The organism is Plantactinospora solaniradicis, assembly GCF_042658085.1.
GTDB classification, from domain to species: domain Bacteria; phylum Actinomycetota; class Actinomycetes; order Mycobacteriales; family Micromonosporaceae; genus Plantactinospora; species Plantactinospora solaniradicis.
Map to the genome: position 1 here is coordinate 12,572 of NZ_JBHSPR010000069.1, position 22,434 is coordinate 35,005.

24 protein-coding genes are annotated in these 22,434 nt (G+C 69.8%); 8 read left to right on the forward strand and 16 right to left on the reverse strand.

All coding sequences use genetic code 11. From position 1 onward, the window contains the following. Positions 1-106: 106 nt before the first annotated feature. On the forward strand, positions 107-472 hold the full coding sequence (locus tag ACFP2T_RS42670) for an STAS domain-containing protein (RefSeq protein WP_377432694.1): 366 nt from the start codon (positions 107-109) through the stop codon (positions 470-472). Here the strand turns inward: ACFP2T_RS42670 and ACFP2T_RS42675 are convergent, their stop codons facing one another. From ACFP2T_RS42675 to ACFP2T_RS42690, 4 genes are all read right to left on the reverse strand, one after another. After that, complete coding sequence (locus ACFP2T_RS42675) at positions 473-1,729, reverse strand: PP2C family protein-serine/threonine phosphatase (RefSeq protein WP_377432696.1); 1,257 nt, start codon at positions 1,727-1,729, stop codon at positions 473-475. Between the two features lie 549 nt (positions 1,730-2,278). Beyond that, the gene (locus tag ACFP2T_RS42680) at positions 2,279-3,766 is read right to left on the reverse strand and encodes an NAD(P)/FAD-dependent oxidoreductase (RefSeq protein WP_377432698.1); all 1,488 of its coding nucleotides are present in this window, start codon (positions 3,764-3,766) and stop codon (positions 2,279-2,281) included. Positions 3,767-3,899: 133 nt separating this feature from the next. Continuing rightward, positions 3,900-4,472 carry a hypothetical protein gene (locus ACFP2T_RS42685; protein ID WP_377432700.1) on the reverse strand — a complete coding sequence of 191 codons (573 nt, stop codon included), beginning with the start codon at positions 4,470-4,472 and terminating at the stop codon, positions 3,900-3,902. Positions 4,473-4,491: 19 nt separating this feature from the next. Next, positions 4,492-5,640, reverse strand: coding sequence for a zinc-dependent alcohol dehydrogenase (locus ACFP2T_RS42690; RefSeq protein ID WP_377432701.1), 1,149 nt, complete (start codon positions 5,638-5,640; stop codon positions 4,492-4,494). 253 nt (positions 5,641-5,893) lie between these two features. Between ACFP2T_RS42690 and hflX the strand changes: the two genes are divergently transcribed. Both hflX and ACFP2T_RS42700 read left to right on the forward strand, forming a co-directional pair. Next, on the forward strand, positions 5,894-7,045 hold the full coding sequence (gene hflX, locus ACFP2T_RS42695) for a GTPase HflX (protein ID WP_377432702.1): 1,152 nt from the start codon (positions 5,894-5,896) through the stop codon (positions 7,043-7,045). An 879-nt stretch (positions 7,046-7,924) separates the two neighbouring features. Then, entirely contained in the window at positions 7,925-8,500 is a 576-nt protein-coding gene (locus tag ACFP2T_RS42700) for a hemerythrin domain-containing protein (RefSeq protein WP_377432703.1), read from the forward strand. Here the strand turns inward: ACFP2T_RS42700 and ACFP2T_RS42705 are convergent. The 4 genes from ACFP2T_RS42705 to ACFP2T_RS42720 all read right to left on the reverse strand — a co-directional run bounded on the left by ACFP2T_RS42705 (position 8,476) and on the right by ACFP2T_RS42720 (position 11,902). Then, on the reverse strand, positions 8,476-8,919 hold the full coding sequence (locus ACFP2T_RS42705; RefSeq protein WP_377432704.1) for a hypothetical protein: 444 nt from the start codon (positions 8,917-8,919) through the stop codon (positions 8,476-8,478). The two genes, ACFP2T_RS42700 and ACFP2T_RS42705, sit on opposite strands and share 25 nt — an antisense overlap. 10 nt (positions 8,920-8,929) lie before the next feature. Further along, entirely contained in the window at positions 8,930-10,114 is a 1,185-nt protein-coding gene (locus ACFP2T_RS42710) for a putative manganese transporter (protein ID WP_377432706.1), read from the reverse strand. A 68-nt stretch (positions 10,115-10,182) separates the two neighbouring features. Continuing rightward, positions 10,183-11,049, reverse strand: coding sequence for a manganese catalase (locus ACFP2T_RS42715; protein ID WP_377432707.1), 867 nt, complete (start codon positions 11,047-11,049; stop codon positions 10,183-10,185). Then, entirely contained in the window at positions 10,997-11,902 is a 906-nt protein-coding gene (locus ACFP2T_RS42720) for a sensor histidine kinase (RefSeq protein ID WP_377432709.1), read from the reverse strand. The genes ACFP2T_RS42715 and ACFP2T_RS42720 overlap by 53 nt, the downstream gene beginning before the upstream one ends. 137 nt (positions 11,903-12,039) lie before the next feature. On the opposite strand from ACFP2T_RS42720, the gene ACFP2T_RS42725 reads away from it, so the two are divergent. The 4 genes from ACFP2T_RS42725 to ACFP2T_RS42740 all read left to right on the forward strand — a co-directional run bounded on the left by ACFP2T_RS42725 (position 12,040) and on the right by ACFP2T_RS42740 (position 15,390). Continuing rightward, a complete protein-coding gene (locus ACFP2T_RS42725; protein WP_377432711.1) occupies positions 12,040-12,684 on the forward strand; it encodes a response regulator in 645 nt (214 codons plus the stop codon). Positions 12,685-12,992: 308 nt separating this feature from the next. Continuing rightward, the gene (locus ACFP2T_RS42730) at positions 12,993-13,346 is read left to right on the forward strand and encodes a DUF2071 domain-containing protein (protein WP_377432786.1); all 354 of its coding nucleotides are present in this window, start codon (positions 12,993-12,995) and stop codon (positions 13,344-13,346) included. Between the two features lie 33 nt (positions 13,347-13,379). Further along, the gene (locus tag ACFP2T_RS42735; RefSeq protein ID WP_465264298.1) at positions 13,380-13,826 is read left to right on the forward strand and encodes a DUF4383 domain-containing protein; all 447 of its coding nucleotides are present in this window, start codon (positions 13,380-13,382) and stop codon (positions 13,824-13,826) included. A 727-nt stretch (positions 13,827-14,553) separates the two neighbouring features. Continuing rightward, a complete protein-coding gene (locus ACFP2T_RS42740; RefSeq protein ID WP_377432713.1) occupies positions 14,554-15,390 on the forward strand; it encodes an MBL fold metallo-hydrolase in 837 nt (278 codons plus the stop codon). Positions 15,391-15,540: 150 nt separating this feature from the next. Here the strand turns inward: ACFP2T_RS42740 and ACFP2T_RS42745 are convergent, their stop codons facing one another. The 4 genes from ACFP2T_RS42745 to ACFP2T_RS42760 form a co-directional block, all read right to left on the reverse strand. Then, positions 15,541-16,257: an ANTAR domain-containing protein gene (locus tag ACFP2T_RS42745; RefSeq protein WP_377432715.1), complete on the reverse strand. Its 717-nt coding sequence runs from the start codon at positions 16,255-16,257 to the stop codon at positions 15,541-15,543. Positions 16,258-16,731: 474 nt separating this feature from the next. Next, positions 16,732-17,205 (reverse strand): DUF3618 domain-containing protein, encoded by a 474-nt coding sequence (locus ACFP2T_RS42750; RefSeq protein ID WP_377432716.1) that lies wholly within the window; start codon positions 17,203-17,205, stop codon positions 16,732-16,734. Further along, on the reverse strand, positions 17,202-17,633 hold the full coding sequence (locus ACFP2T_RS42755; protein ID WP_377432718.1) for a phage holin family protein: 432 nt from the start codon (positions 17,631-17,633) through the stop codon (positions 17,202-17,204). The genes ACFP2T_RS42750 and ACFP2T_RS42755 overlap by 4 nt, the downstream gene beginning before the upstream one ends. Positions 17,634-17,685: 52 nt before the next feature. After that, complete coding sequence (locus ACFP2T_RS42760) at positions 17,686-17,919, reverse strand: hypothetical protein (RefSeq protein WP_377432719.1); 234 nt, start codon at positions 17,917-17,919, stop codon at positions 17,686-17,688. A 286-nt stretch (positions 17,920-18,205) separates the two neighbouring features. Here ACFP2T_RS42760 and ACFP2T_RS42765 point away from each other — a divergent pair, with 286 nt between their 5' ends. Beyond that, the gene (locus tag ACFP2T_RS42765) at positions 18,206-18,499 is read left to right on the forward strand and encodes a hypothetical protein (protein ID WP_377432721.1); all 294 of its coding nucleotides are present in this window, start codon (positions 18,206-18,208) and stop codon (positions 18,497-18,499) included. Positions 18,500-18,830: 331 nt separating this feature from the next. Here the strand turns inward: ACFP2T_RS42765 and ACFP2T_RS42770 are convergent, their stop codons facing one another. From ACFP2T_RS42770 to ACFP2T_RS42785, 4 genes are all read right to left on the reverse strand, one after another. Next, positions 18,831-19,010 carry an ANTAR domain-containing protein gene (locus tag ACFP2T_RS42770; RefSeq protein ID WP_377432723.1) on the reverse strand — a complete coding sequence of 60 codons (180 nt, stop codon included), beginning with the start codon at positions 19,008-19,010 and terminating at the stop codon, positions 18,831-18,833. 526 nt (positions 19,011-19,536) lie between these two features. Continuing rightward, positions 19,537-20,523: a diacylglycerol/lipid kinase family protein gene (locus tag ACFP2T_RS42775; RefSeq protein ID WP_377432725.1), complete on the reverse strand. Its 987-nt coding sequence runs from the start codon at positions 20,521-20,523 to the stop codon at positions 19,537-19,539. Then, positions 20,523-21,383 (reverse strand): alpha/beta fold hydrolase, encoded by an 861-nt coding sequence (locus ACFP2T_RS42780; RefSeq protein WP_377432726.1) that lies wholly within the window; start codon positions 21,381-21,383, stop codon positions 20,523-20,525. The genes ACFP2T_RS42775 and ACFP2T_RS42780 overlap by 1 nt, the downstream gene beginning before the upstream one ends. Positions 21,384-21,805: 422 nt before the next feature. Then, positions 21,806-22,018 (reverse strand): ANTAR domain-containing protein, encoded by a 213-nt coding sequence (locus tag ACFP2T_RS42785; RefSeq protein WP_377432728.1) that lies wholly within the window; start codon positions 22,016-22,018, stop codon positions 21,806-21,808. Positions 22,019-22,434 lie beyond the last annotated feature (416 nt).

Sequence of the window (22,434 nt, forward strand, 5' to 3'; positions counted from 1 at the left end):
TGCTGAGGCGAAACGGACAGGGTGTCGGTTCGAGGTACGTCTCCGGCGGCGGTTCACCCGCCGGCCGCATAGGGTGAGCGGGGATCATCCGCGTGGGGAGGTTGTTGTGGATCTGCTGTTGTCGGTCCGGCCGGGTCGAGGTTGCACCGTGCTCGAGGTGCGCGGCGAGCTGGACATGGCGACGTCCCCGCAGTTGCGTGAGCGTCTGCAACGGTTGGTTGATGCCGGTGACCGTCAGGTAGTAGTGGATCTGGCCGAGGTGGGGTTCATGGACTCCAGCGGGCTGGGCGTGCTGGTGCTGATCTTCAAGGCATTGCGTGACGTCGGCGGTCGGCTGTGCCTCGCCGCGGCGCAGCCCGCCGTGCGCAGCGTCCTGACGATCACGTCCGTCGACCGCGCGATCCACCTCTATGACAGTGTGGAGGCGGCTGAAGCCGAGGTGCCGTTGCCGGACAACGCGACAGGCCGATAGTCAGTCGGGCACCGCGGTGCTGGCACGCACCTGGTCAGCGCCGCCACTGGTACGCCGGTTCTCGCTGTGCCCGCTGTGCCAGTCGAGGATCAGCAGGGTGGCGTCATCGGCCAGAGTCGGTCCGCTGACCTCGAGTACGGCGTCGGCCAGCGCCCGGGCAGCCTCGCGCGGGTGCAGATCGGCGATCGACCGGAACAGGTCCGGTAGGTCCAGGCTGGCGGCGTTGCGTTCCCGCATGCCGTCGGTGACCACTACCAGACGGTCGCCGGGTCGCAGCGTGATCTCGCCGGCGAGGTAACCGGCCTCGGCGAACATACCCAGGGGGAAGTTGCCCGGTAGTTGGAGTGCCCGGGTGTCCCCGTCGCGTATCAGCATCGGCGGCACGTGCCCGGCGTTGAGCAGCGCGCACACCCCGGTGCGCAGGTCGAGACGGCCGAGGACCGCGGTGACGTAGCTGCCGGGCACGGGGGCGTGTTCGGCCACGGCGGCATTGGCAACGTCGGCCTGCTCCACCAGCCCGGCCGCGCGGCGGCGGCTGTTGCGCAGGCTGCCCACGCCCAGGGTGGCCGTCAGCGCGCTGGCCACCCCGTGCCCCATCGCGTCGGTGACACTGAAGTGCAGTACGTCCCGGGCGAGGCTGTAGTCGAAGGTGTCCCCGCCGATGCTAGCAGCGGGTTCGAGCCAGCCGGACAGGGTGAACGAACTACCCTCACACGTGAACGAGCCGGGCAGCAGGCGGCGCTGGATCTCCCCGGACAGGGTGAACGGGGTCGTGCGTTGCCCCCACTCGAAAAGATCGGTGTACCGCCGATTGGCGATCACCACGAATGCCAACATGTGCGCCGTACGCGCGATCTCCTCCAGCACCGGCGCGGCGGGCTCGTCCGGCAGAATCATCTCCAGCAGGCCGATCGCCTCACCACGGTCGGTCACCGGCGCCAACACCGTCCACCTGCCGGACCGGGCGACAACCTGCACCGTCTGGCTGCGTAGCGCCTGCTCGGCGGGGCCGCCGTCGAACGGGATCACCGTGGCGACCTCGTCACCGTCCCGGCGTCCCGCACCGGCGCCGTCGAGCGACACGTGCGCCAACCGAACCAGCGCCCGACCGCTGAGGTCCGCGATCAAGAACGCGGCGTTACGCGCCCCCAGCGCCGCACCGAGTTCCCGGGTGACTGCCTCGACCGCCTCGACCGGCGAGGCGTTCTCCGCCGCTTCCAACATATCGGCCATGATCCGCCCTCGACTGCTTTCCACGGTCGGAGCCTACGAGACCGGCCGGTCCTCGCCGAGCACGACGATCGTCACAACAGACGTCGGCAGCCATCCAGATCCCAATCCAGGTGATGTTCGACATCGGTGGGAGTACGGCCGCGCTTTAGTTGAGGTGTCGGCGTGGCATAACAACGAAGGACCGCCACCATCTGAGCTGACCCCGGCGTACTTCTGCGGCTCTCGGAGCTCCCTGTGGCCGTCATACGGCACTGAGCTGTCTTGGCGGGCCAGCCGTAGCCCCGTCGTCACCCCGTCGACCTTGCCGTTGGCATAGCGGAGGAGTCCGGTGCGGTGAGCTGCGCGGTGCAGCTGCGCCGCTGGGTCGCCGAACCAGCAGCGACCGCGTCGACTACCGGCTGACCGTCAACGACGAGACCGCGCAGGAGCCGTACCCCCAACGAGGACCACCCGGCGGTGGCCGCCCTGGCAGCGGCCATGACCGACGAGTTCGGCCAGCCGGCCGGACGGAGGGGCAACGCCGGCGGTGGCCCCGCCGACCTGCTCGCCAACACCCTCGACACGCCGGGGAGGTCAACCGGCAGCCCGCTCGGGTGCCCCGCGCCGAGCCGCCTCGGGCCCCGGTACCACCCCGGCCGCCCTTGCCGGTGCCGGGACGGCCGGTGCGGTCTGGGCGGGCTTGGCCGGCGTGGCGGTGGCAGGAACCCGAAGGGCTGGCGGTTCGGTGCCCTCCCGCAGCGCGGCGCGGGCCAGCACCTGCTGCAGGGTGACGGTCCGCTCGGAGCGACCTCGTCCGATGAAGCTGACGAACCAGTGCAGCACGGCCGTGACCCGGTTCTTGAACCCAACCAGATACAGCAGGTGTACGGCGAGCCAGAGCAGCCACCCGCTGAGCCCGGCCAGCCGGAGCCGGCCGATGCTGGCCACTGCGGAGAAACGCGAGATGGTGGCCATGTTCCCCTTGTCGCGGTACCGGAACGGCTCACGTGCCGACTCGCCGCGTACCCGTCGGACGATCTGCCGGGCCGCGTGCTGCCCGCCCTGAATCGCCACCTGGGCGACGCCCGGCAACCGGTCCAGTGCCATCAGGTCACCGATGACGAACACCTCCGGATGTCCCGGAAGGGTGCAGTCCGGTTCGACCCTGACCCGACCGGCACGGTCGGTCTCGGCACCGGCCGCGGCGGCCAGCCGGGTTCCGAGCGGGGAACCGGACACCCCGGCGGCCCAGATCTTCGTCATGCATTCCATCCGGTGTCGCCGACCGTATCGGTCGACCAGCTCGATGCCGGTATCGTCCACGCCCACCACCGTCGTGCTCAGCTCCACCTCGATTCCGAGGCGGTGCAGCTGGCGCAGGGCCTTGGTGGACAACTGGTCCCCGAACGTGCCGAGGACCGATTCGGCCGCGTCCAGCAGCACGATCCTGGCCTTGCGCGGGTCGATCCGCCGGAACTCGCCCGGCAGGGTCCGGTGGGCCAGCTCGGCGATCTGCCCGGCCATCTCCACCCCGGTCGGCCCGGCACCGACCACCACGAACGTCATCCATCGCTCGACCGCCGCCGGGTCGGTCTCCAACTCGGCTAGCTCGAACGCCCCGAAGATCCGTCCACGTAGCTCGAGCGCGTCGTCGATGCTCTTCATGCCGGGAGCGTGCTCGGCGAACTCGTCGTGGCCGAAGTACGACTGCGTCGCCCCGGCCGCGACGACGAGGCTGTCGTATTCCACGGAGAAGGTGGTCAGCGGAGCGCTGGCGGTGACGGTGCGGCGTTCCAGGTCGACGTCGGTGACCTCACCGAGCAGGACTTCGACGTTGCGCTGTCGGCGCAGGATCTCGCGGGTGGCGGGTGCGACCTCGCCGGGGGAGAGGATGCCGGTGGCCACCTGGTACAGCAGCGGCTGGAACAGGTGATGGGTGGTACGCGCGACCATGGTCACGTCTACCGGTGCGCGGCGCAGTGCCTTGGCCGCGAACAGCCCGCCGAAGCCGGAGCCGACGACCACCACCCGGTGCCGCCGTTCACCGGTCTCCGCGCCGCTGCCGGTCCTGGTTCGATTCACCTGTGTCCTCCCCCTGCGGTCGATCCACGCCCTCGGCGTGACTCGTCGTCCTCGAACCCGGATCCGGCTGGTGAATGTCGGCATTTTGCTGGTAAACGGTCCAATGGCCGGTACGCCCTCCCGGAGCGCCGCACTAGCGGCGACGCCCGGCGATCCGCCGGAGAGCGACGTAGGCGAGCCCTCCTGCCAGCAGCCAGGGTGCGGCGACGAGGATCGGATCGAGCGGTTGGTGCGCCAGGTCCGCGCGTCGGCCACGAATCCGGGAGGCCAGTCCGTGATGGGAGAACTCGCTGAGTACCCCGGTCTCGGTGACCGGGTTGTCGGGCCGCCGGGTCAGGAGTGACCGGAAGACGCTCTCGACCGTGTCGACCCGGTCCGCGGCCAGCAGCAGCAGCCAGTGCGCGGCCCGTCCCTCGCTGTACTTCCGGTAGGAATACCTGCGCATCACCCCGGAGAGTCCTCTGGGTGGGCAGGACGTGCCGAACACGGGGGTGAGGAACTGGTGCTCGATCGACCTCTCTCGTGGCCATCTCTCGGGCTGCCGTTCGGGAAACTCCCAGCGCGCGCCGTTGAGGTTCGGGTCGAACCTCTCCTGCGGTACGGAGGGGCGGTCCTTCGGGTCCAGGTCGACACCCCAGCCGGGAATGTCGGCACGTAGCTCATCACTGGAGCGAGCCAGGGGCGGCTTGTCGGGCGTGTACGGCATGGTCCGGCTCCCGGTCTGGTCAGGCGGCGTTCGGGATGATCAACGGCTTGATGCATCCGTCAAGTTTGGCGGAGAAGATGTGGTAGGCCTCCGCGATGTGCTCCAGCGGGACGCGGTGGGTCACGATGTCGCTGGGCTTGAGGTAGCCGTTGCGGATGTGCTCGAACAGGCGTGGCCACTGCCGCTTCACCGGGCACTGGTTCATCCTCAGCGTGAGCCCCTTGTTCAACGCGTCGCCGAACTTGACGGCGCTGAACATCGGCCCGTAGGCGCCCATCACCGAGACGGTGCCCCCCTTGCGTACCGAGTCGATCGCCCAGTTCAGTGCGACCGGCGATCCGCCCTGCAGCTTCAGCTTGGTGGCGGTCACGTGCTGGAGGAAGTTGCCGTCCGCCTCGGCACCCACCGCGTCGATGACGACGTCGGCGCCGAGGTGGTCGGTGATCTTCTTCAGGTGTACGACGATGTCGTCGTACTCGGCGAAGTTGTAGGTCTCGGCCTGGGCGAACGAGGCCGCCTTCTCCAGCCGGTAGTCGAGGTGGTCGATGACGATGACCCGACCGGCTCCCATGAGCCACGCCGACTTCGCGGCGTACAGACCCACGGGTCCGGCTCCGAAGACCACCACCACGTCGCCCTCGACGATCTCGCCGAGCTGTGCCCCGAAGTATCCGGTGGCGAGCGCGTCGGTGAGCATGACCGCGTCCTCGTCGTCCATCCACTCGGGAATGAGGCTCGGTCCGACGTCGGCGAACGGCACGCGGACGTACTCGGCCTGGCCGCCGTCGTAGCCGCCGCAGGTGTGGGAATAGCCGTAGATGCCGCCCACCGCCGTGGCGTTGGGATTGACGTTGTGGCAGTTGCTGAACAGGCCCCGGGCGCAGTAGAAGCAGGATCCGCAGAACACGTTGAAGGGAACCATCACGCGGTCGTTCGGTTTGACGTTCTGGACCGACGGGCCTACCTCGTCGACCACGCCGATGAACTCGTGGCCGAACGTCATCCCGACCCGGGTGTCGGGCATCATCCCGTGGTAGAGGTGTAGGTCCGACCCGCAGATCGCGGCCCGGGTCACCCGGACGATCGCGTCGTTGGGATGCTCGATCGACGGGCGGTCCTTCTCCTCGACCCGGATCCGGTACGGCCCGCGATAGACCATTGCTCGCATTAAGCTGCCTCCTGGGCTAGCGCGCTGGCGGACTGCTCGACCCCGGCCCCGTCCGAAGCGCTGCAGTTGGTACCCCCGATTCGGCCGAATCGGTAATTCGATGCCTGATCCGACCACGTTGCTACCCCCAGAAGCCGGCCCTACACCCGGCCGTCGCCGTCGAAGGTGGCGGGACCGGCGCGGCCCGATCGGCATGGTCGGCCGGGGCAGGGGTAGGTGGACACGCACCCCGAGGTGAGGTGAGGTGAGGGCCATGGCGGGAACCTGGTTGCTCGGTCCGGACGGCGGCGCCCAGGGAAAGCGTCCGACGGCGGTGCTGGTGGCGGTCCGCGACGACGGTGCGGCCGACAGCGGGCCGGGCTCGCGGACCTCGCTGACCGAGCTGCGCCGGCTCGCCGCCACCGACGGCCTGACCGTCGCCGATGAGATGGTGCAGAGCCGGCCCCACCCCGACCCGGCAACCTATGTCGGCTCCGGCAAGGTCGACGAACTGGCCGCGCTGGCCGAACGAGCCCGCGCGGACCTGGTGATCGCCGACGGCGAACTGACCCCGGGACAGGCACGCAACCTGGAGGAGCGGGTCGGGGTGCGGGTGGTCGACCGCACCGCGTTGATCCTCGACATCTTCGCCGAGCACGCCCGGACCACCGAGGGCCGGCTGCAGGTGGAGCTGGCACAGGTCGCCTACCAACTGCCCCGGCTGCGTGGCGGCGGCCGGGCGATGTCGCGGGTCGGCGGTGGCCGGACGGCCGGGGGTGCCGGCGTGGGTGTGCGTGGTCCCGGTGAGCAGCGGCTGGAGACCCAACGCCGCACCCTGCGGCAGCGGGCGACCCGGCTGCGCCGCAACGCCGTGGAACTCGCCCGGCGCCGCGAGCGCACCCGCAGCCGGCGGGCCCGTAGCCAGACGCCCTCGGTGGCGATCACCGGCTATACCAACGCCGGCAAATCTGCGCTGCTCAACCGGCTGACCGGCGCCGACGCCCAGGTCCAGGACGTGCTGTTCGCCACCCTGGACCCGACCGTCCGCCGGATCAGCACGGGCGACCTGACCTACACCGTCACCGACACCGTCGGCTTCGTACGGCACCTGCCGCACCAACTCGTCGACGCGTTCCGCTCGACGCTGGAGGAGGTCACCCGCAGCGACCTCGCCCTGCACGTGGTCGACGCCTCCGCACCCGACGCGCTGGACCAGATCACCACCGTGCACGGCGTACTGCACGAGATCGGCGCGCGGGACGTACCCGAGCTTCTGGTCCTCAACAAGATCGACGTAGCGCCGACGGAGTGGGTCGACGCGCTGCGGCGGGTCCACCCCGACGCCGTCCCGGTCTCGGCGCGCACCGGCGCCGGCATCGACCACCTCCGCGTCGAGCTCACACGGCGGGTACGTCGTCAGCACTGACCCGACCGATCCGTTCCGGACCGACCGGGAAGAGGTCGTGTCCCGCCGATGCCCGCGACCCCTGGACACCTCTCGCCCGCGTCCGATCTACTCCGCTCCGGCCCGGTCCGACGTGGCCCTCCGGCGGGCATCGGGGGCAACGGTGCGGTGGCCGGCCCCTGCCGCACCCCGCCCCGATGTCGAAGCGGGAGTCGTGACAGGGGCAGTTCCGGGTCTGCTCGTCGTCGTTGAAGGCCACGTGGCACCGGCCTCGCTCGTCAACCCGCACGGTTCGCCCTCGTCGAGGTCGACCTCACCTGCCTCGATCACCGACTTCGCCCGGCGCAGCGCCGTCCGCAGCAACTGGTCCGGATCGCGGCCCCGCAGCACCCGGCTGGTGGCGTACCCGTCACCGTCGCGAACTGGTAGGGATTCCTTGCGGCGGGCGACGATTGCCCGCCTACCCCGACGCCCACCGTGACCGCCAGCCATCGGCCGATCCCTGCCTGCCATGCCGCTCCTCCTGGATCAGGAGGTCGAAGGTTCCTCGTGTTGCGAGCGAAGGCCCCGCTTGGGGCAGGAATCCTCGCGAGTGGCGTGGCGGCGCCAGGACTGGGCTACGGGATTAGCGAACGGATAAATGGCCGGAGAGACGACCGGAGATGGTGTCGATGCCGGCCGGGCGTACCGCTGCCCAAACGGGACGTTCGACCTTGAGGACCCTGCCGCGTCGACTGCCGCCCCACGGCCGAGAGACCGAGCCCTCCGGTCCGGCCGGGTCCCGGTGGCCCGGTACGGGCGACCGGGTTGGCAGTCTCGATCGAACAGACATGGACGCTGCGACCTGGGGAACCTGCGTCGGGACCGATTCGATAGTGGGCCGGAGGAGGGGTGGCGAAGGTGACGGCTGGGGTGAAGCAGGACGTGCTGGACCTGCTGGTGGAGCAGCACAGTCAGATCAAGGCGCTGTTCGGGCAGTTGGGCCGGGCGCAGGGGGTGCAGAAGCGGGAGCTGTTCGAGGATCTGGTTCGGCTGCTCGCGGTGCACGAGAGCGCGGAGGAGATCGTCGTACATCCGAGTGCCCGGCGGAAGATCGATCGTGGGGAGGCGGTGGTGAAGAAGCTCGAGCATGAGGAGGACCAGGCCAAGCACGAACTGGCCGCGCTCTACGACCTCGGGGTCGAGCACCCGGATTTCGACGCGCGGCTGGCAAGGTTCGCCGACGCGGTCGTCGAGCACGCGAGCCACGAGGAGTTGCAGGAGTTTCCGGCACTGCGCCAGAACTCCTCCCCGGCGCAACTGGCGCGGATGGCGGGTGCGGTACGCGCGGCCGAGGCGATGGCGCCGACCCGGGCACACCCGCACAGTGGTGAGTCCGCCGCTGCCAACCTCGTTGCGGGTCCGCCGATGGCGGTGTTCGACCGGATGCGTGACGCCGTACGGGACTGGCGTCAGTCACACAGCGACCGGGACTGAGCGGCACGCCGCCGGACCGCCGTTGGATCAGTCAGGTCGGCCTGGTGCGGCCGACCGGACCCGGAACCCGGACCGAAGGAGCGCGAAGGTGGTCGCGGCTCGGGAGCGTCGCCGGCCGTCGCTCGGCGCCGGTAGTCCCAACTACCCAGGAGTAACCGCCGGAGGCCGGCGCGTCCGTCCTGCGCGGTGACCGCCACCGGAATGAGTAGCGTCGTCGTCAGGATCCCGAACGACTGCCAGAGCGGGAGACCGGTGATGAACGCGGTCGCGCTGAGGCCCGCGAGCACGACGAGCTTGAGCCTGGTCCCGGCCAGCGACCCGGGGTTCGGCTCCGGCCCGGATCGGGCGTGGTCGGGTCGAGGCAGGTCGGATCGGGGCTCGTCGGCGACCGGAGCGGAATGCCCAAACAGGGTTCTCATCGGTTTCTCCTCATCCGGCCAGGGTCAGGAGGGCCAACCCGACGAGGATCGCCGGGATTGTCGTGATCACCGTCGCCAGCGCCGCGGCGCGGCGGCGCAGCGCGGCGAGTGGGATGAGGGCGTCGCCGTCCTGACTGATCGCGTTGGCCACCAGCGTCGGCATGGGCAGTCCACCGCTGACGTAGATGCCGGTGAAGACGATCTGTACGGCGCAGCCGGGGATGAGACCGACGAGGCCTCCGACGACGACCCCGGCGACACCGGCGAGGGCGAGTTGGGAGCCGTCGAACCCGGTAGTCGTGCTGACGACCTGCCAGGCGACGTAGGCGACCGCGACCCAGACGGTGACGAACGAGGCTTCGTGCGCGCTGTGCCGCAGTGCCTCCCGCAGGTTGGCGGGTTGGGCGGTCTCGATGGTGTCGTCGGCGAAGCGGCCACGGCCGGTCGAGAAGATCAGCAACGCGACCAGAGTGCCGCAGCAACCGAGGACGAGGTACGGGTCGACACCGCCGAGCGCCACCCGCAGGAGTTGCGGATCCACGGCGTGGAAGACCACCGGGACGGAGACCAGGAACGCCGGAGTGGTGAGCCCCCAGAACGCGCCGGCCAACGCCTGCCGCCGGTCGGACCGCAGCCCCACCGCGGCCAGTACGGCGGCCGGAGCCGGCTGGTTCGGCCCGGCGACCGACGCCAGCACCGGGGCGGGCAGCGCCGGCTGGTTCCGGATCTCGGTGCGGGTGAGCGCTTCCCGGGAAAGCGACGGGATCTCGGAGGGGGTGGGCGCTTCCCGGCGCAGCGAGCGCGCGGGATCGATGCCGAGCAGGTCGACGGCGTATCCGGTCAGAAGTCCCACCGCGAAGAGCAACAGGTGGATCTTCAGCGCGAAGGCCGGATCGGCGGCGATGATCACCCAGGAGGAGTCCCCCATGGTCGAGGCGAGAGCGGCCACCACCGTACCGAAGGACACCTTGCCCCGGGCATAGAGCGGCATCAGGATGATCGCGCCACCGCAGCCGGGACTCACGCCGAGCACGGCGCCGACCAGCGGACCGAGCCTGGGGCGACGGGTCAGACCGTCGGTGACCCGGTCGCCGTACCGCCAGCGAAGCCAGCCAAACAACGCGACCAGGACGGCGACGTAGACACCGACCTGCATGAAGGCGTCCGCCAGGGGGCGGGCCAGAAGATCAACCATTGCTCAACCCCTCGTTGCCGCCGCGCCGGAACGCCACCGGGTGACGGCCCGGCGCGGCGTACGGCGGATCAGCGGCGCGACTTGCCCGCGCCGCTCGGTCGGTTGCCCGCCGGTGGGGGAGTGCCGTGCAGCCGCGGGTCGCCCGGCGGCAGCATCGGCTCGCCCGCGTACGCGGTCGCGGTCGCCTGGTAGCTGAACTCACCCTTGCCATCCGGACTCGGACCCGACGCCCACCGGCCCTTGGCAGACTCCTCACCGGCGGAAAAGTTGATGAACTGGTAGGCGAACTCGTTCTCCTGCTCGGCGTCCGGGAACGCCTCGGGGACCGGCATCTCCTCCAGCCCGTCCTCCTTGAGTTGCTCGATGGCGGCCAGCCACATGTTCTGGTGCATGGTGTCGCGGGCCAGCAGGAACCGCAGCAGCTGCTTGACGCCCGGGTCGTCGGTCATGTTGAACAGGCGGGCGACCTGTAGCCGGCCCTGCGCCTCGGCGGTGACGTTGAGCTGGAAGTCGGCGAGCAGGTTGCCGCTGGCGGTGATGAACGCCCCGTTCCACGGCACTCCGTTGCTGTCCACCGGCAGCGGGCCGCCGCCCGAGTGGATGAAGTGCGCCGGGTTCGACCCGGAGTAGATGGCGGTCAGCATCGGATTGTCGTCGGCGGCGGCCTCCTGCACCGACAGGGGGGCGCTGTCGAGCAGCCGCGCGATCATCGCGCAGATCATCTCGACGTGGCCCATCTCCTCGGTGCCCACGTCGAGCAGCAGGTCCTTGTACTTGCCGGGAAGTCGGCAACTCCAGCCCTGGAACAGGTACTGGTTGGCGACGGTCATCTCGCCCCACTTGCCGCCCAGCACCTCCTGGAGACGCCGGGCGAAGGCGGCATCAGGGCCGTCGGGCTTGGCCTCGAACTGTAGATCCTTGATGTGGCTGAACACGGTGGCCTCCTCGGTCGCGGATGGCGGGCACCGGGCTCTTTCCCATCCTGCGGGCCCAGGTGGGCCATCCGACGGCCCGCCGGGGCCAGGTTCGGGCCCTCGGGGAGGGTCGGTCGCCGGGTAGGACGACTCGGACGGCAACCCCGCTCGCACGCAGCCGGTACGCGGTGACGCTGCCGCCCTGCGCCCCGACCAGCCGGCGGACGACCCAGAGCCCCAGCCCGGACATTCCCGAGGGCGGGGCAGAACGGCGCAGAGCGGCATGTAACGCCGCGCAGGAACGTCCTTCGTCGGCCACCACGACGACCAGCCTGCCGGCCCGGACCGAGGCGCGGAGTTGTACCCGTCCATTCGGTGGCCCGTGTCGCAGGGCGTTGTCGATCAGGTTGATCAGCGTCTGGCGGATCGGTTGACCAGCTACGGACCATTCGCCGGCCGCTGCGCTGACTCGCACCCGTATCCGGTCCGCCGGTACGGTCGCGAGTACCGCCGGCAGGATCCGATGCAGCGGAAGCCGGAAATCATCCGGATTGGGCGTCGTGCCCCGGGCCAGCGCCACCGCCTGCCGCCACACGCCATCGAGGTGCAGCACCTGTTCGCGAGCGAGCAGCACGATGGCCTCCCGATCCGTCACGCTGAGTTGACCCGGGGCGTCGGTCAACGCCCGGGTCAGGGACACCAACGCGGTGATCGGTGACCGAAGCTCGTGGCAGAGCGTTCGCAGTAGCAGGGGGTCGGCGAAGGCCACGGCGGGTTGCGGCACGGGCTTGGCGCGAGTACGGACCCCAGCCCCGACGTCACGGAGGAGCGTTCCAGCTACCAGGCCGGCCAGCCCGATCAGGACAGTGGCCACGCCGACACCCACGATCGTCAGTGTCGCGGCCCCTATCACTACGGAAATTGGGATAACGGTCAAGGTCAGACGTCTCCTGCTCAATTCTCGCCCCCTTTGCAGCGGATAACCGATCCTTTTTTGGGTAACGCCCCGGCGTGCCCGGCTCGGCCACCGTCCGCATCGCCCTGATCGACGACCACGCACTGTTCGTACGAGGTCTGGAACTGTTGCTCCCACGCCTGAGCGACGGTCGGGCCTGTGTGGTGGGGTCGACGTGTGACGCGTCCCAGGCGGCCGGGCTGGTTCGGCAATGCGCACCTGATCTGGCTCTGGTCGACCTCCACATGCCACCCCCCGGTGGAATCCGCGCCATTGCCGCCATTCGCCGCACCGATCCCCGACTACGGATCGTCGCCATGTCCGGCCTCGACGAGAGCGACGTCGTTGTCGAGGCTCTGCGGGCCGGCGCGGAGGGGTACCTACCCAAGAGCAGCGAGCCCGAGGAACTGCTACCGCCGCTGATGGCGGTTCTCGACGGCTGGGCTGTGCTGCCCGCCGAGCTGCTCGCAGGGCTTCTCGCACCGACGCGCAACCGGCTCCCGGTGTCGGCTCTGCTCGACGACGAGGAACGCCTGCTCCTGCAGCTTATTGCCAGGGGGAACAGCACGGTGGAGATCGCGGATAGGCTTCATATCTCCGAGCGGACTGTGAAACGGTTGACCGCATCACTGCTGCGCAAACTGCGCGTGTCGACCAGAACCGAAGCTGCCGCGCTGGCCGGCAATGCTGGGCTGCTCTAGTGAATTTCCTTGACGTGGCGCGGCGACGGTGGATAGGTACCGGCCGTGTTGGGTACGGACGGCACTCCGAGCGGTGGCGGGCGGATCTTCCACGCGGACGAACCCCTGCGACTGTGGGCTGCCTGCGGCGCCCAGGTCCGTACCCGCTGGCTTGACGGTGCGTGGAAAGCGAGGCTGTCCCGCCCGTCAGGTGGACGGGCGGGACAGCGCGCCTCAATCAGTCCCGCATCGCGGTCAGGATCGCGTTCCGTACCGCGTCGACCATGGCGAGGGGCGGGCCGAGCAGCAGGTTCGCGGTGGGGGACTCGGTGCCGAGATGCGGCCTGGTAGGTGCCACTGCCTCCGCGGCCGGAGCGCCCCGGCGCGGCGGGACCCGTCAGGCGTCCGGCGCCGCCGAGGCGGAGCACGCACCCTGGCCGCTGCACCGGGCCGAACTGGTACGACTCGACCAGGACCTGGTGACCGCGGTCGGGCTCCCGGCACCGACCGGCGCTCCGCTGGTGCACGCCTCCCCGGGCGTGCCGGTCCGGATCGGTCTGTGGTACCCGAGGAGGCCATCCCGCAGCCTTCCCAGCCGGTCCCGGCTTGGTTGCCCGACCGGTAGCGGAGCATTCGAGTCGCGGAATCTCGTCGACAGGTTTCGACAGCCGGCGTCCGGATAATAGCCAGCCGTCCATATCGACGGAGGTGAGATCATGGTCAGCAGGTCAGAATCGACCGGTCGGACAATGAACGCCACCGCACTCGTACGCCGGGTCGCGGTTGCCGTCAGTGCGGTGTTCCTGCTGGTCGGCGTCCTGGGGTTCGTGCCCGGGATAACGACGAACTACGACAGCATGAAATTCGCCGGGCACGAATCCGGCGCCGAACTGCTCGGCATATTCCAGGTTTCGGTGCTGCACAACATCGTGCACCTGCTCTTCGGCATCGTGGGTCTGATGCTGGCCCGAACCCTGGACGGAGCGCGTCTCTACCTCATCGGCGGCGGCGCGGTATATCTCGCCCTCTGGCTGTACGGCCTGATCATCGGGCACGACAGCCCCGCCAACTTCGTCCCGCTCAACGGCGCGGACGACTGGCTGCACTTCTTCCTTGGCGTAGGGATGATCGCGTTGGGGCTGCTCACGGGCCGGAGACGTTGAAGGATTGCCGTTTCCCGATCGTGGCTGGCCGGTGACGCCGGCTGGCCACGATCGCCCCGTGGAGCCCACCCGTCGCCGGACTCGGCGTACCGGCCGACCTGGTCGGGTGATGGGGGTGTAGGCGTGACGAGCACGGCGCCCCGGCGTCCGGACAGGCGCCGACCGCAGATACGGGTGTATTTCCCAGACTCCTGGGTACCGTGTCCGCGCGGTTCAGAGGTGAGCCTTGGGCGATCGTCCATCGGAACTCGTGGCAAATCTTGCCGCCCAACTCCTGTCGATCCTGGCCCGAGGCCCTCATGCCCACCCAGCGACTGCCCGCCGCGACGGCGGGCCACCCCCGATGTGACCCCCGTAATGTCGCTGGAGCGAGCTGGCCAGGACAACCTCGCTGTCCACCCATGGGCTTGCCGCGTTGCTTCAGGTCCAGCACGGTCGCCGCAGTGGACGGGCAGCTCGTGCTCCGCAATCTGTCGCCGGTCGCCCGATACCTACTTGGCGTGTCCGGAGCCGTTGGTCATTTCGACGTCCAGGACAGTACGCAACGGCACTGCCCGGAGAACATCGTGTCGGCCCGGGAACGTCGGTCGGGCGCAAACCGGGGTCGCGAGTACCCCGGAAACGTGAGTGGCCGTCCGTCGTCGCGGATAAGGCATAGACCGGCGAGCTGCCGTGCTCTGATGGAGGTCCCCGACGTGTCGACAGGTCTTCCCGGGAGGAGAGAAAGATGGGTGCCCTGCCACAGCCGCAGGCCACGGTGACGTTCGTCGGTACGGCGACCACCCTGTTGAAACTGGGCGCCATCACCCTGATGACCGATCCCAACTTCCTGCATGCCGGTCAGCGCGCCTACCTCGGCTACGGGTTGTGGACCCGGCGACGTACCGATCCCGCCATGCGGATCGGGGAACTGCCACCCCTGGACGGGATCGTGCTCTCGCACCTGCACGGTGACCACTTTGACCGGGTGGCGCGGAGGAACCTGCCCAAGGCACTGCCCATCATCACCACGCCGCAGGCGCGGCTCCGGCTGCACCGCTGGGGCTTTGCCTCGGCGGAGGCCCTGACCAGCTGGGAAAGTCACGAGATCAGTCGCGGCGACCAACTCGTACGTATCACAGCGGTGCCCGGCAGACACGGGCCGGGTCCGCTGGCCCGAGTGTTGCCGACGGTGATGGGCAGCATTCTCGACTTCGAACGGAACGGGCAGCGCCTGCTTCGGCTCTACGTCACCGGGGACACCCTCAACCATCCGGCGCTGGCCGAGATTCCGCGACGTTTTCCCGATATCGACGCCATGCTGATCCACCTTGGCGGGACCAGGCTCCTCGGCGTTCTCGTCACGATGGACGACCGGCAGGGGGTCGAGCTGGTCCGGCTCGTCCGGCCGGGTCTGACCCTGCCCATCCACTACGACGACTACCCGGTCTTCCGGTCCCCGCTGCGGGACTTCCTCGATCGCGCCCGGCGGCAGGGCATCGGGCCGGGTGTCCGGGCCATCCGTCGCGGCGAGACCGTTCCGCTGCTCGGACCCGGCCCAAACTCCACAGCGCCGGGCCCGTGACGATCGGCATCACCGCTGATGGATGATGCCGCGCCAATCACCCGGCCGGTCTGACTCGGTCTGTGGACGATCCGCACCGCCGGGACCGGTCAGCGTCAGCCAGCTGGGGCGACGTGAGTCCCGCCCCGTCTGACCGAGGGCGTCCGGTGGTCACGGCTTGGGCGGTGGTTGTTTGGCCCGGTCGACAAGGGCGGTGGCGACTTCGCGGACTTTGCGGTTGGAGTCCTGGGATACCTTCGCGAGGATGGCGAACGCCTCGTCGGCGGTGCAGCGGCGTTCCCCCATGATGATGCCCTTGGCCTGTTCGATGACGGCTCGACTCTCCATGGCGGCTTGCATCTGCTGGGCCAGGGTGGCGGTGGTGTCGTAGAGGTGGGCGTTGGCCAGGGCCACCGCGGCGTAGCCGGCGAACGTCTGGGCCTGGAGGACGTCGTCGTCGTCGAAGGCGTCGGGCTTGGCGCCGTAGACGTTGAGTGCTCCGACGACGGCTTCCTGAATCGGTAGGCCGATCGACATCGAGCTGAGCGCGCCTTCCGTACGAGCCCGGGCGGCCCAGTCCGGCCAGCGGGTCTCGGAGGACATGTCGGGCACGGACATGGTGGCCCCGCTCTGGGCGGCGTCCAGGCACGGCCCGTGACCCTTTTGGTACTGCGACTCGTCCAGGCGCAGCGCGAGCTGGCCGGTGAACGCCGCGGTGTAGGCGTCGTCGCCGCGTATCAGGGTGACGGAGACCTCCTCGGCGCCGGGAATGCTCCGTTTGGCGAGTTCGGCGATCCGGTCGAGGACGCCCGCGAGGTTGGTGTCGCCGAGTTTGATCCGTCCGAGTTCAGCGAACGCCTCAGTAGTATCCAGGGACAATTCAGACATACAGTGCAGATCCCTCGCGAACGCGCCCGCGCGCTGGTTGGCCGGTGGCAGGCGCTCGTTGGCGGCCCGCGATCGCGCGCCGCTGCACGGACCAGCAGAGGCTGGACCCGGGACCGACGTCCTTTGCTCGACGCCGGTTCGCCGGTCAAGTGTGGGGACCGGCCACAGGTCCCCCATCCTACGCTCCCCATCCAGCCGAACTCATCGACGCTCGTCTCGGGCCTGGACCGCCCGCGCGGAGCTACCGCTGCTCGTCGTAGCCCGGGGTGGGCTCGGCTTAGCCGTACCCCGTCCGGTGAGCGTGGCTACCGCGGCGTGTGGTCCGGAGGCCGAACTCGGCAGGCGACCGCGTTTGACCGAGGCAGTCATCATCGCCTGCACCGTCCGGAGCGCCTGCCGTCAGACGCGCCGGCTCGTCGACGTACGAAGCGGCAGCCCGGTGTCGTCGACGTCCCGGCCAGCGGCGTCGGCCGGTCACCTCAGCCGGCGGCGTCGCAGAACCAGAATCGCAAGGGCGGCGGCGCCGACGGCGGCGGCGAGGACCGGTGCCGGTTTCGCGCGTACCGAGTTGCCGATCTTGGTTGTCGCGGCGCGGGCGGAGCCGACCAGGGTCGACTCGGCCTTATCGGTAGCCGCCGCGCCGGCCTTCACCGCGCCACGTACCGCGGCGGTGATCTGTCGGGCCTTCTGGGCGACCGGCCTGACGCGCTGGGCGGCCGTCTGACCCAGGGTGCGGGGTAGTTGCGTCGCCTTGGTCTTCGCCGACTGGCCGGCCTGGCTGACACGCTGTCCGAGTCCACCGACGGCGCTGGTGGCCTTGCTGCGGGTACGGGCCTTGACGTCGGTCTTGGCGGTCAGGGCGGCCACGGTGTCGCCGAGTTCCGCGCGGGTCTGCTCGATGTCGCGCCGGGTCTGGTTCGGATCACTGCCTGCCGATGGTGTGCTCATGGCTTCCTCCGGCTCGCCGCGCCACGTATCGCCTCGGTGTCGGCTCGCACACTGTCCCTGGTCGCCGTGGGCGTGGCGGGCATGACCCCGCTGATCTGCTTCTTACCGCGTTGGGCCGCGACGGCGGCGGCGATGGCGAGGATGACCGTGACGATCAGGGCGGCCACCGCGTCGGGCAGGACCGCGGCCAGGGCCAGCACGACCGTGGCGACGGCGGTCCCGGCGGCGAGGAGACCGAACATCGCGCCACCGCCGAGCAGTCCGGCACCGACGCCCGCGCGCTTGCCCTTGGCGGTCATCTCCGCCCGTGCCATCGTCAGCTCGTCGCGTACCAGCCGGGTGATCTGTTCCGTGGCGCGCTGGACCAACTCGGCGACCGGCGTGTCAGCAGACGGGGCGCCGGAGCTGCCGCCGGGACGTTCTGCCATGGGTATCCTCGTCTCTTCCGCACACGCCGGGACCGTTCGAGCGCTGCTCGGGTCAGCTGTGCTGGGCCGTCGGCGTGCTGATCGGGTTCTGCGGGAGCCCGTCGATCCGCCCCTCCAGGGACGGGACGGGGTTGCCGTCGAGCTGTCCGGCATCGGCATCCGTCGGGAGGCCGCCATCCTGGCGACGACGTCGCAGCGTCAACGTGCCCGCCGCGGCGGTCAGCGCCCCAGCGGCGAAGGCGAGGATGAGCGTTTGCCGCGCGGCGGACTTTCTCTTGCGAACCATGACTGCTCCCTGAAACCGACGTGCCTGCCAGTCCTGATTGTTGGACTCGGCCGCCGGAGCCGCGCACCTTATCGGCAGACTCACACGAACGGGAGCGTCACCCGCGTTCGGTCGCCCTGACCTGCCGTTTCCTCGTACGGAGAGGCGGCTGTGCGCCGAGACTGGGACCGTCAGCCGCAGTTCGCATGTTCGATCTCTGCGGCACCCGGATGGATCGCGCGCCTGCCCGGTCGTGGCTACGGCGGAACAGACAAGTCGATCTCCGCGGTTACCGAGGAGCGGCGAGGTGAGTGATACGGATCTTGGAGCCCGTAGCGAGCGGGGCAGTGAGTACGCTGACCTGCTCCGCCTGGTCCGAGGCGCGGGTCTGCTGGACCGGCAGCCGGGCTACTACGCGCTGCGGGTGACGTTGGTGCTCGGGTGCCCCGCCGCGGTGGGCCTGTTGTCCGTCCGGCTCAGGCCGTCGTGGTGGCAGACGGCGGTCGCCGCCGCTTTCGGTGTACTCCTCGCGCAGGCGGCGCTGGCGCACTTGCGGACGATCGGCACCGGAGCGGTTCGACCGGGCGGCGATCGGTTCTGAAGTCGGGCAGCCCTGGCTGCGGATCCGCCGGTACGGCAGCGTCGCGGGTCGAGGTTTATGCCGACGCCCATCGGGGCATCCTCGCCTCCACGCTTCTCATCGCTTGGCGGGCACTACCTGCGCTCGTCGGCTGACGCCCCCACCGGTGATCCTTCCGGTCTCTGCGGTCGTCTGCCGTCCTCGCTGCCCCGAAGTGGGCGCACCGGGCAACGATATACAGGAGTCGCCATGCCCGCACCGACGCAAGGCATCGCAAACCCAGCCGCCAGCTGGATCGCCACGGCGCGCCAGCGGGCCCTCAAGCCCTCTTCGAGATGAAATCGACGTCTGTTCATGGCTGGTCTCGGTCGAACCGTAGCCGGCGGGTGACCACGTCGCGGGCCACGTCGGCCAGCGGGCGGTTTTCGGTATAGGCATAGGCCCGTAGCCGGACCAGCGCCGCAGTCAGCTGGACACCGAACTGGACCATGACCATGCCTTGCGCCGGGAACAGCTCCGCCCGGCTGTCCATCGCCTCGACCAGTCCCTCGGCGGGCCACGCACACCCTCCTCGGCCATCAGGCTCACCCCGGGCCCGGCCCCGGACACGGCCAGCGCCTGGGTGGCCGCCACGCACAGCCGTTGCAGGAAAGCCGCGGTGCCGGTGCCGGCGTGCGGGCTCGCTGGCTGCTGGGCGATGAGCGCTGCGATACGGGCGGCAGGGTCACCCACCCGCCGCCACCGACCTCGCACCGCGAGGCCGCACCCGGCCGCTGCTCGTATTCATTGGCTGCACCTTCACCGCAGGTCAGGCACTGCCGAGGGCCAGAGCAGCCACGAATCGAAGTTCCCGGATCCACCCTACCCCCGCGGGCGAGGGCGGCCTCGGCCGCGCGCGACGCGTTCGGTGCAAGCGTCCAGGCCGCCCAGTCCTCGTAAGCGACGAATACCGGGGACCGAGGCGGCACACCGCGGCCACCCGAACCGCCGGCCTGCCCGGTCCGTCAGCGGTGGCATCGCGGACAGCCGGCATGTGAGACCCGACCGGGTGCCCCGCCCTACACGTTCGGAGCCACGAGCCGATGGCCGCGCTCGGCAGCCGCGTCGGCATCCTGCGCCAGGTCCGGGTGGCCCGCCGGCTGCGGCACACACAGCCAGAGTGCCTTCGACAACACCTGCACGTTCAACAGCCGGCCCGCCTCGACGAGGTCGCCGTCGAGCTGTCGGGGCTGGACCCGGTCGCTGGCCACCTCTACCCGGGCTCCCCGGAACACGTCCATCGACGGCACCCGCTCCTTGCGTCGGAGCACCGCCCAGCCCAGCGCCAGCCAGTGCCATAGGGTACGGGGGGTCAGGATCGCCACGTCCAGGAGACCGTCATCCGGCTTGGCCTCGGTGAGCAGCCGTACGCCTCCTTGCATGCGCCCGACGTTGGCCACGAGCACGGTCTGCGCCCGGCGTCGGATCGGCTTGCCGCCGTCGACGCGGACCGTCACCTTCATCCGCCGATCCGTCACGTGACGCAGGGCGCCCAGCAGGTACGCCGACCAGCCGATGCGCGCCTTCGCCGTGTCCGAGGTCGCGTCGAGCATCCGGGCGTCGAAGCCCATCCCGGCCATCACGGTGAAGTACTGCCCGTCGACCTCTCCGACGTCCAGCCGGCGCAGGCCGCCCTCTAGGGCGACCTCCAGCCCGGCGGCCAGGTCGGTGGAGAGGCCGAGGTTCGCGGCGAGCAGGTTGCCGGTGCCCGCCGGCAGGACCGCCATCGCGGTGTCCGTGCCCACGAGCGCGGAGACTGCCGACAGGATGGTGCCATCGCCGCCGGCGACGAAGACGATCTCGGCGCCCGCGTCGACCGCCGCCGCCGTCTGCGTGCGTCCCGGCTCCTCGGGCGTGGTCTCGTACCACCGTGGTGCGGGCCACCCCGCTTCGGTCAGCGCGCCGTCGACGCTCGCGCGGAACCCGTCGAGGTCATCGATCTTGGCGGGGTTGACGACGACCGCTGCCTGGACCGGCCGGCCGGCGGAGTTCTCGGTGACATCCATCAGTTCGGCTCACCTTCTGCCGGACGCGTCGTCGAGCCTGGTGTCCGGTCGCTTTGTTGGGGGAGTACACCGTGCTGGTCCGCCACGGCGTACCGGAACGGTCGGGTCGAATCGAGGAACGCCTGCATCGGCGGCAGGAGCCGCTCCGGCGCGGTTTCGTGTGGGAAATGCCCGGCGTCGGCGATCTCGGCCAGGTGCGGCGCGGACAACCGGCGGGCGAAGGCATGCTCGTGCCGCGGCGGTATGGTCCGGTCGTTGGCACCCCAGGCGAGCAGCACCGGCAGCTCTTCGAGCAGGCCCAGGTGGCCTGTGGCGCTGACTGTTTGACCGCGCCAGTCGATCACGGTGCGCGCGGTGCGGATGAAGGTGCGGCGTTGTTGTGCGTCGGCGAGACCGTGCAGCGCGTCGGCGACGACTCGGGCGTCCTGGCGGGCGACGACGCCGGGCAGTACGGACAGCGCCGGAAGGAGCCGTCTGATAAGGGGGCGCGGCAGGTACGCGAGGCCGGCGACGCTGATCTGGGCGGCGGGCAAGGTGGCGGCCCGCAGCATCGGGTTGAGTTGAGGGCCGAGACCGCCGCTGCTGATCAGGATGAGGCGGTCGATACGCTCGGGAAACTGGTAGGCGAACTGCAGGCCGATGCCGCCGCCGAGGCTGTGGCCCACGATGGTGGCATGGGTATGTCCCAGCGCGACGAGTAGATCCCGGAGCGCGGCGGCGTGGGCGCCGAGGGAGTAGTCGCCGCCGGGTACGTCGGAGTCGCCGTGACCCGGCAGGTCGGGAGCGATCACGGTGTGGGTGGCCGCGAGCGGGCCGATCAGGTGCCGCCAGGTGTGCCGGGTCCCGCCCAGCCCGTGCACGAGCAGCAGCGGTGCGCCGGATCCGGCACTGGTATAGGCGACAGAGCCACAGGGCAGGTCGAGGCGGTCGGACCTGGGTGAGGTGGCCGGGCGGGTACCAGACCAGCTTGTCGGGTCTACGGGATGGGTGACGGCGGTAATCGTGTCTCCTGATCATGCGTTGCAGGGGTGGTCCGGAAGGTGCGGAACCAGACGGAGTCGCCGGCGCACCGGTCTTGATCTGGCCGCAGCCGGTGGCCAGCGCCCGGCGCGGAGGTAGGTGTCCGCTCAACCGCTACCATCGACCGAGAGGGATGCGATCAGCGCGGTGCTGGATCGACGGACAGGATCCAGTGTGTATACCCCGCGTACTGCCATCGCAAACGGTTCGGGCGAGGTGGGCTGCCGGTCGGCCGTGCCATCGGGGCGCCGCCGAACGTGCCTCAGCGTCGATCGGCCGACGGTCCACTGCGGGACGGCGGTACGAAAACACCGGTCTGGGCCAGCGTGCGAGCCATCTCCGCAACCTTGATGCTGGTGTGCTGACTTGCCCGTACCAGAAGGATGAAGGCCTGGTCAGCAGTGAGCCGGTACCATTCCATGAGGAGCCCGTGCCAGGTCGGACACCCGCACCGTCTGCTGTTCGTAAACCGCATCCAGGCACCGCCCCTGACCGGCGTCGCACTGCGCCTGATCGATTCGACGCACCCGGTCGTCGGTCACCGCACGAGTATCCAGAGCGCACCTGCCCCGCACGACGGCCAGGCCGGCATATCGTGCCCCCGGTATCGTCTCGGCGGCGGCAGCGACGATGGCGCTCAACGTGTCCGCGAGGTTGTCCTCATCCTGGAGGCTACGCGCAGGGTCACCGAGCGCCTCCGCCAGGTGCTCAGGCTGCACCCCACCGGTGTAGCTGCTCGAAGGCTGACCGTGACCACCCCTGCCTATCGATTTCGCTGGCGAGGCATTCCGCAACTAGACGGCCACTCTGCCGTTCCTCACCCGCGACCTCGTCCATCCCGCGCAACGTCGAGTCCTCACCAGGGAACTCGTCCTCGCCATCGTGCCGGCC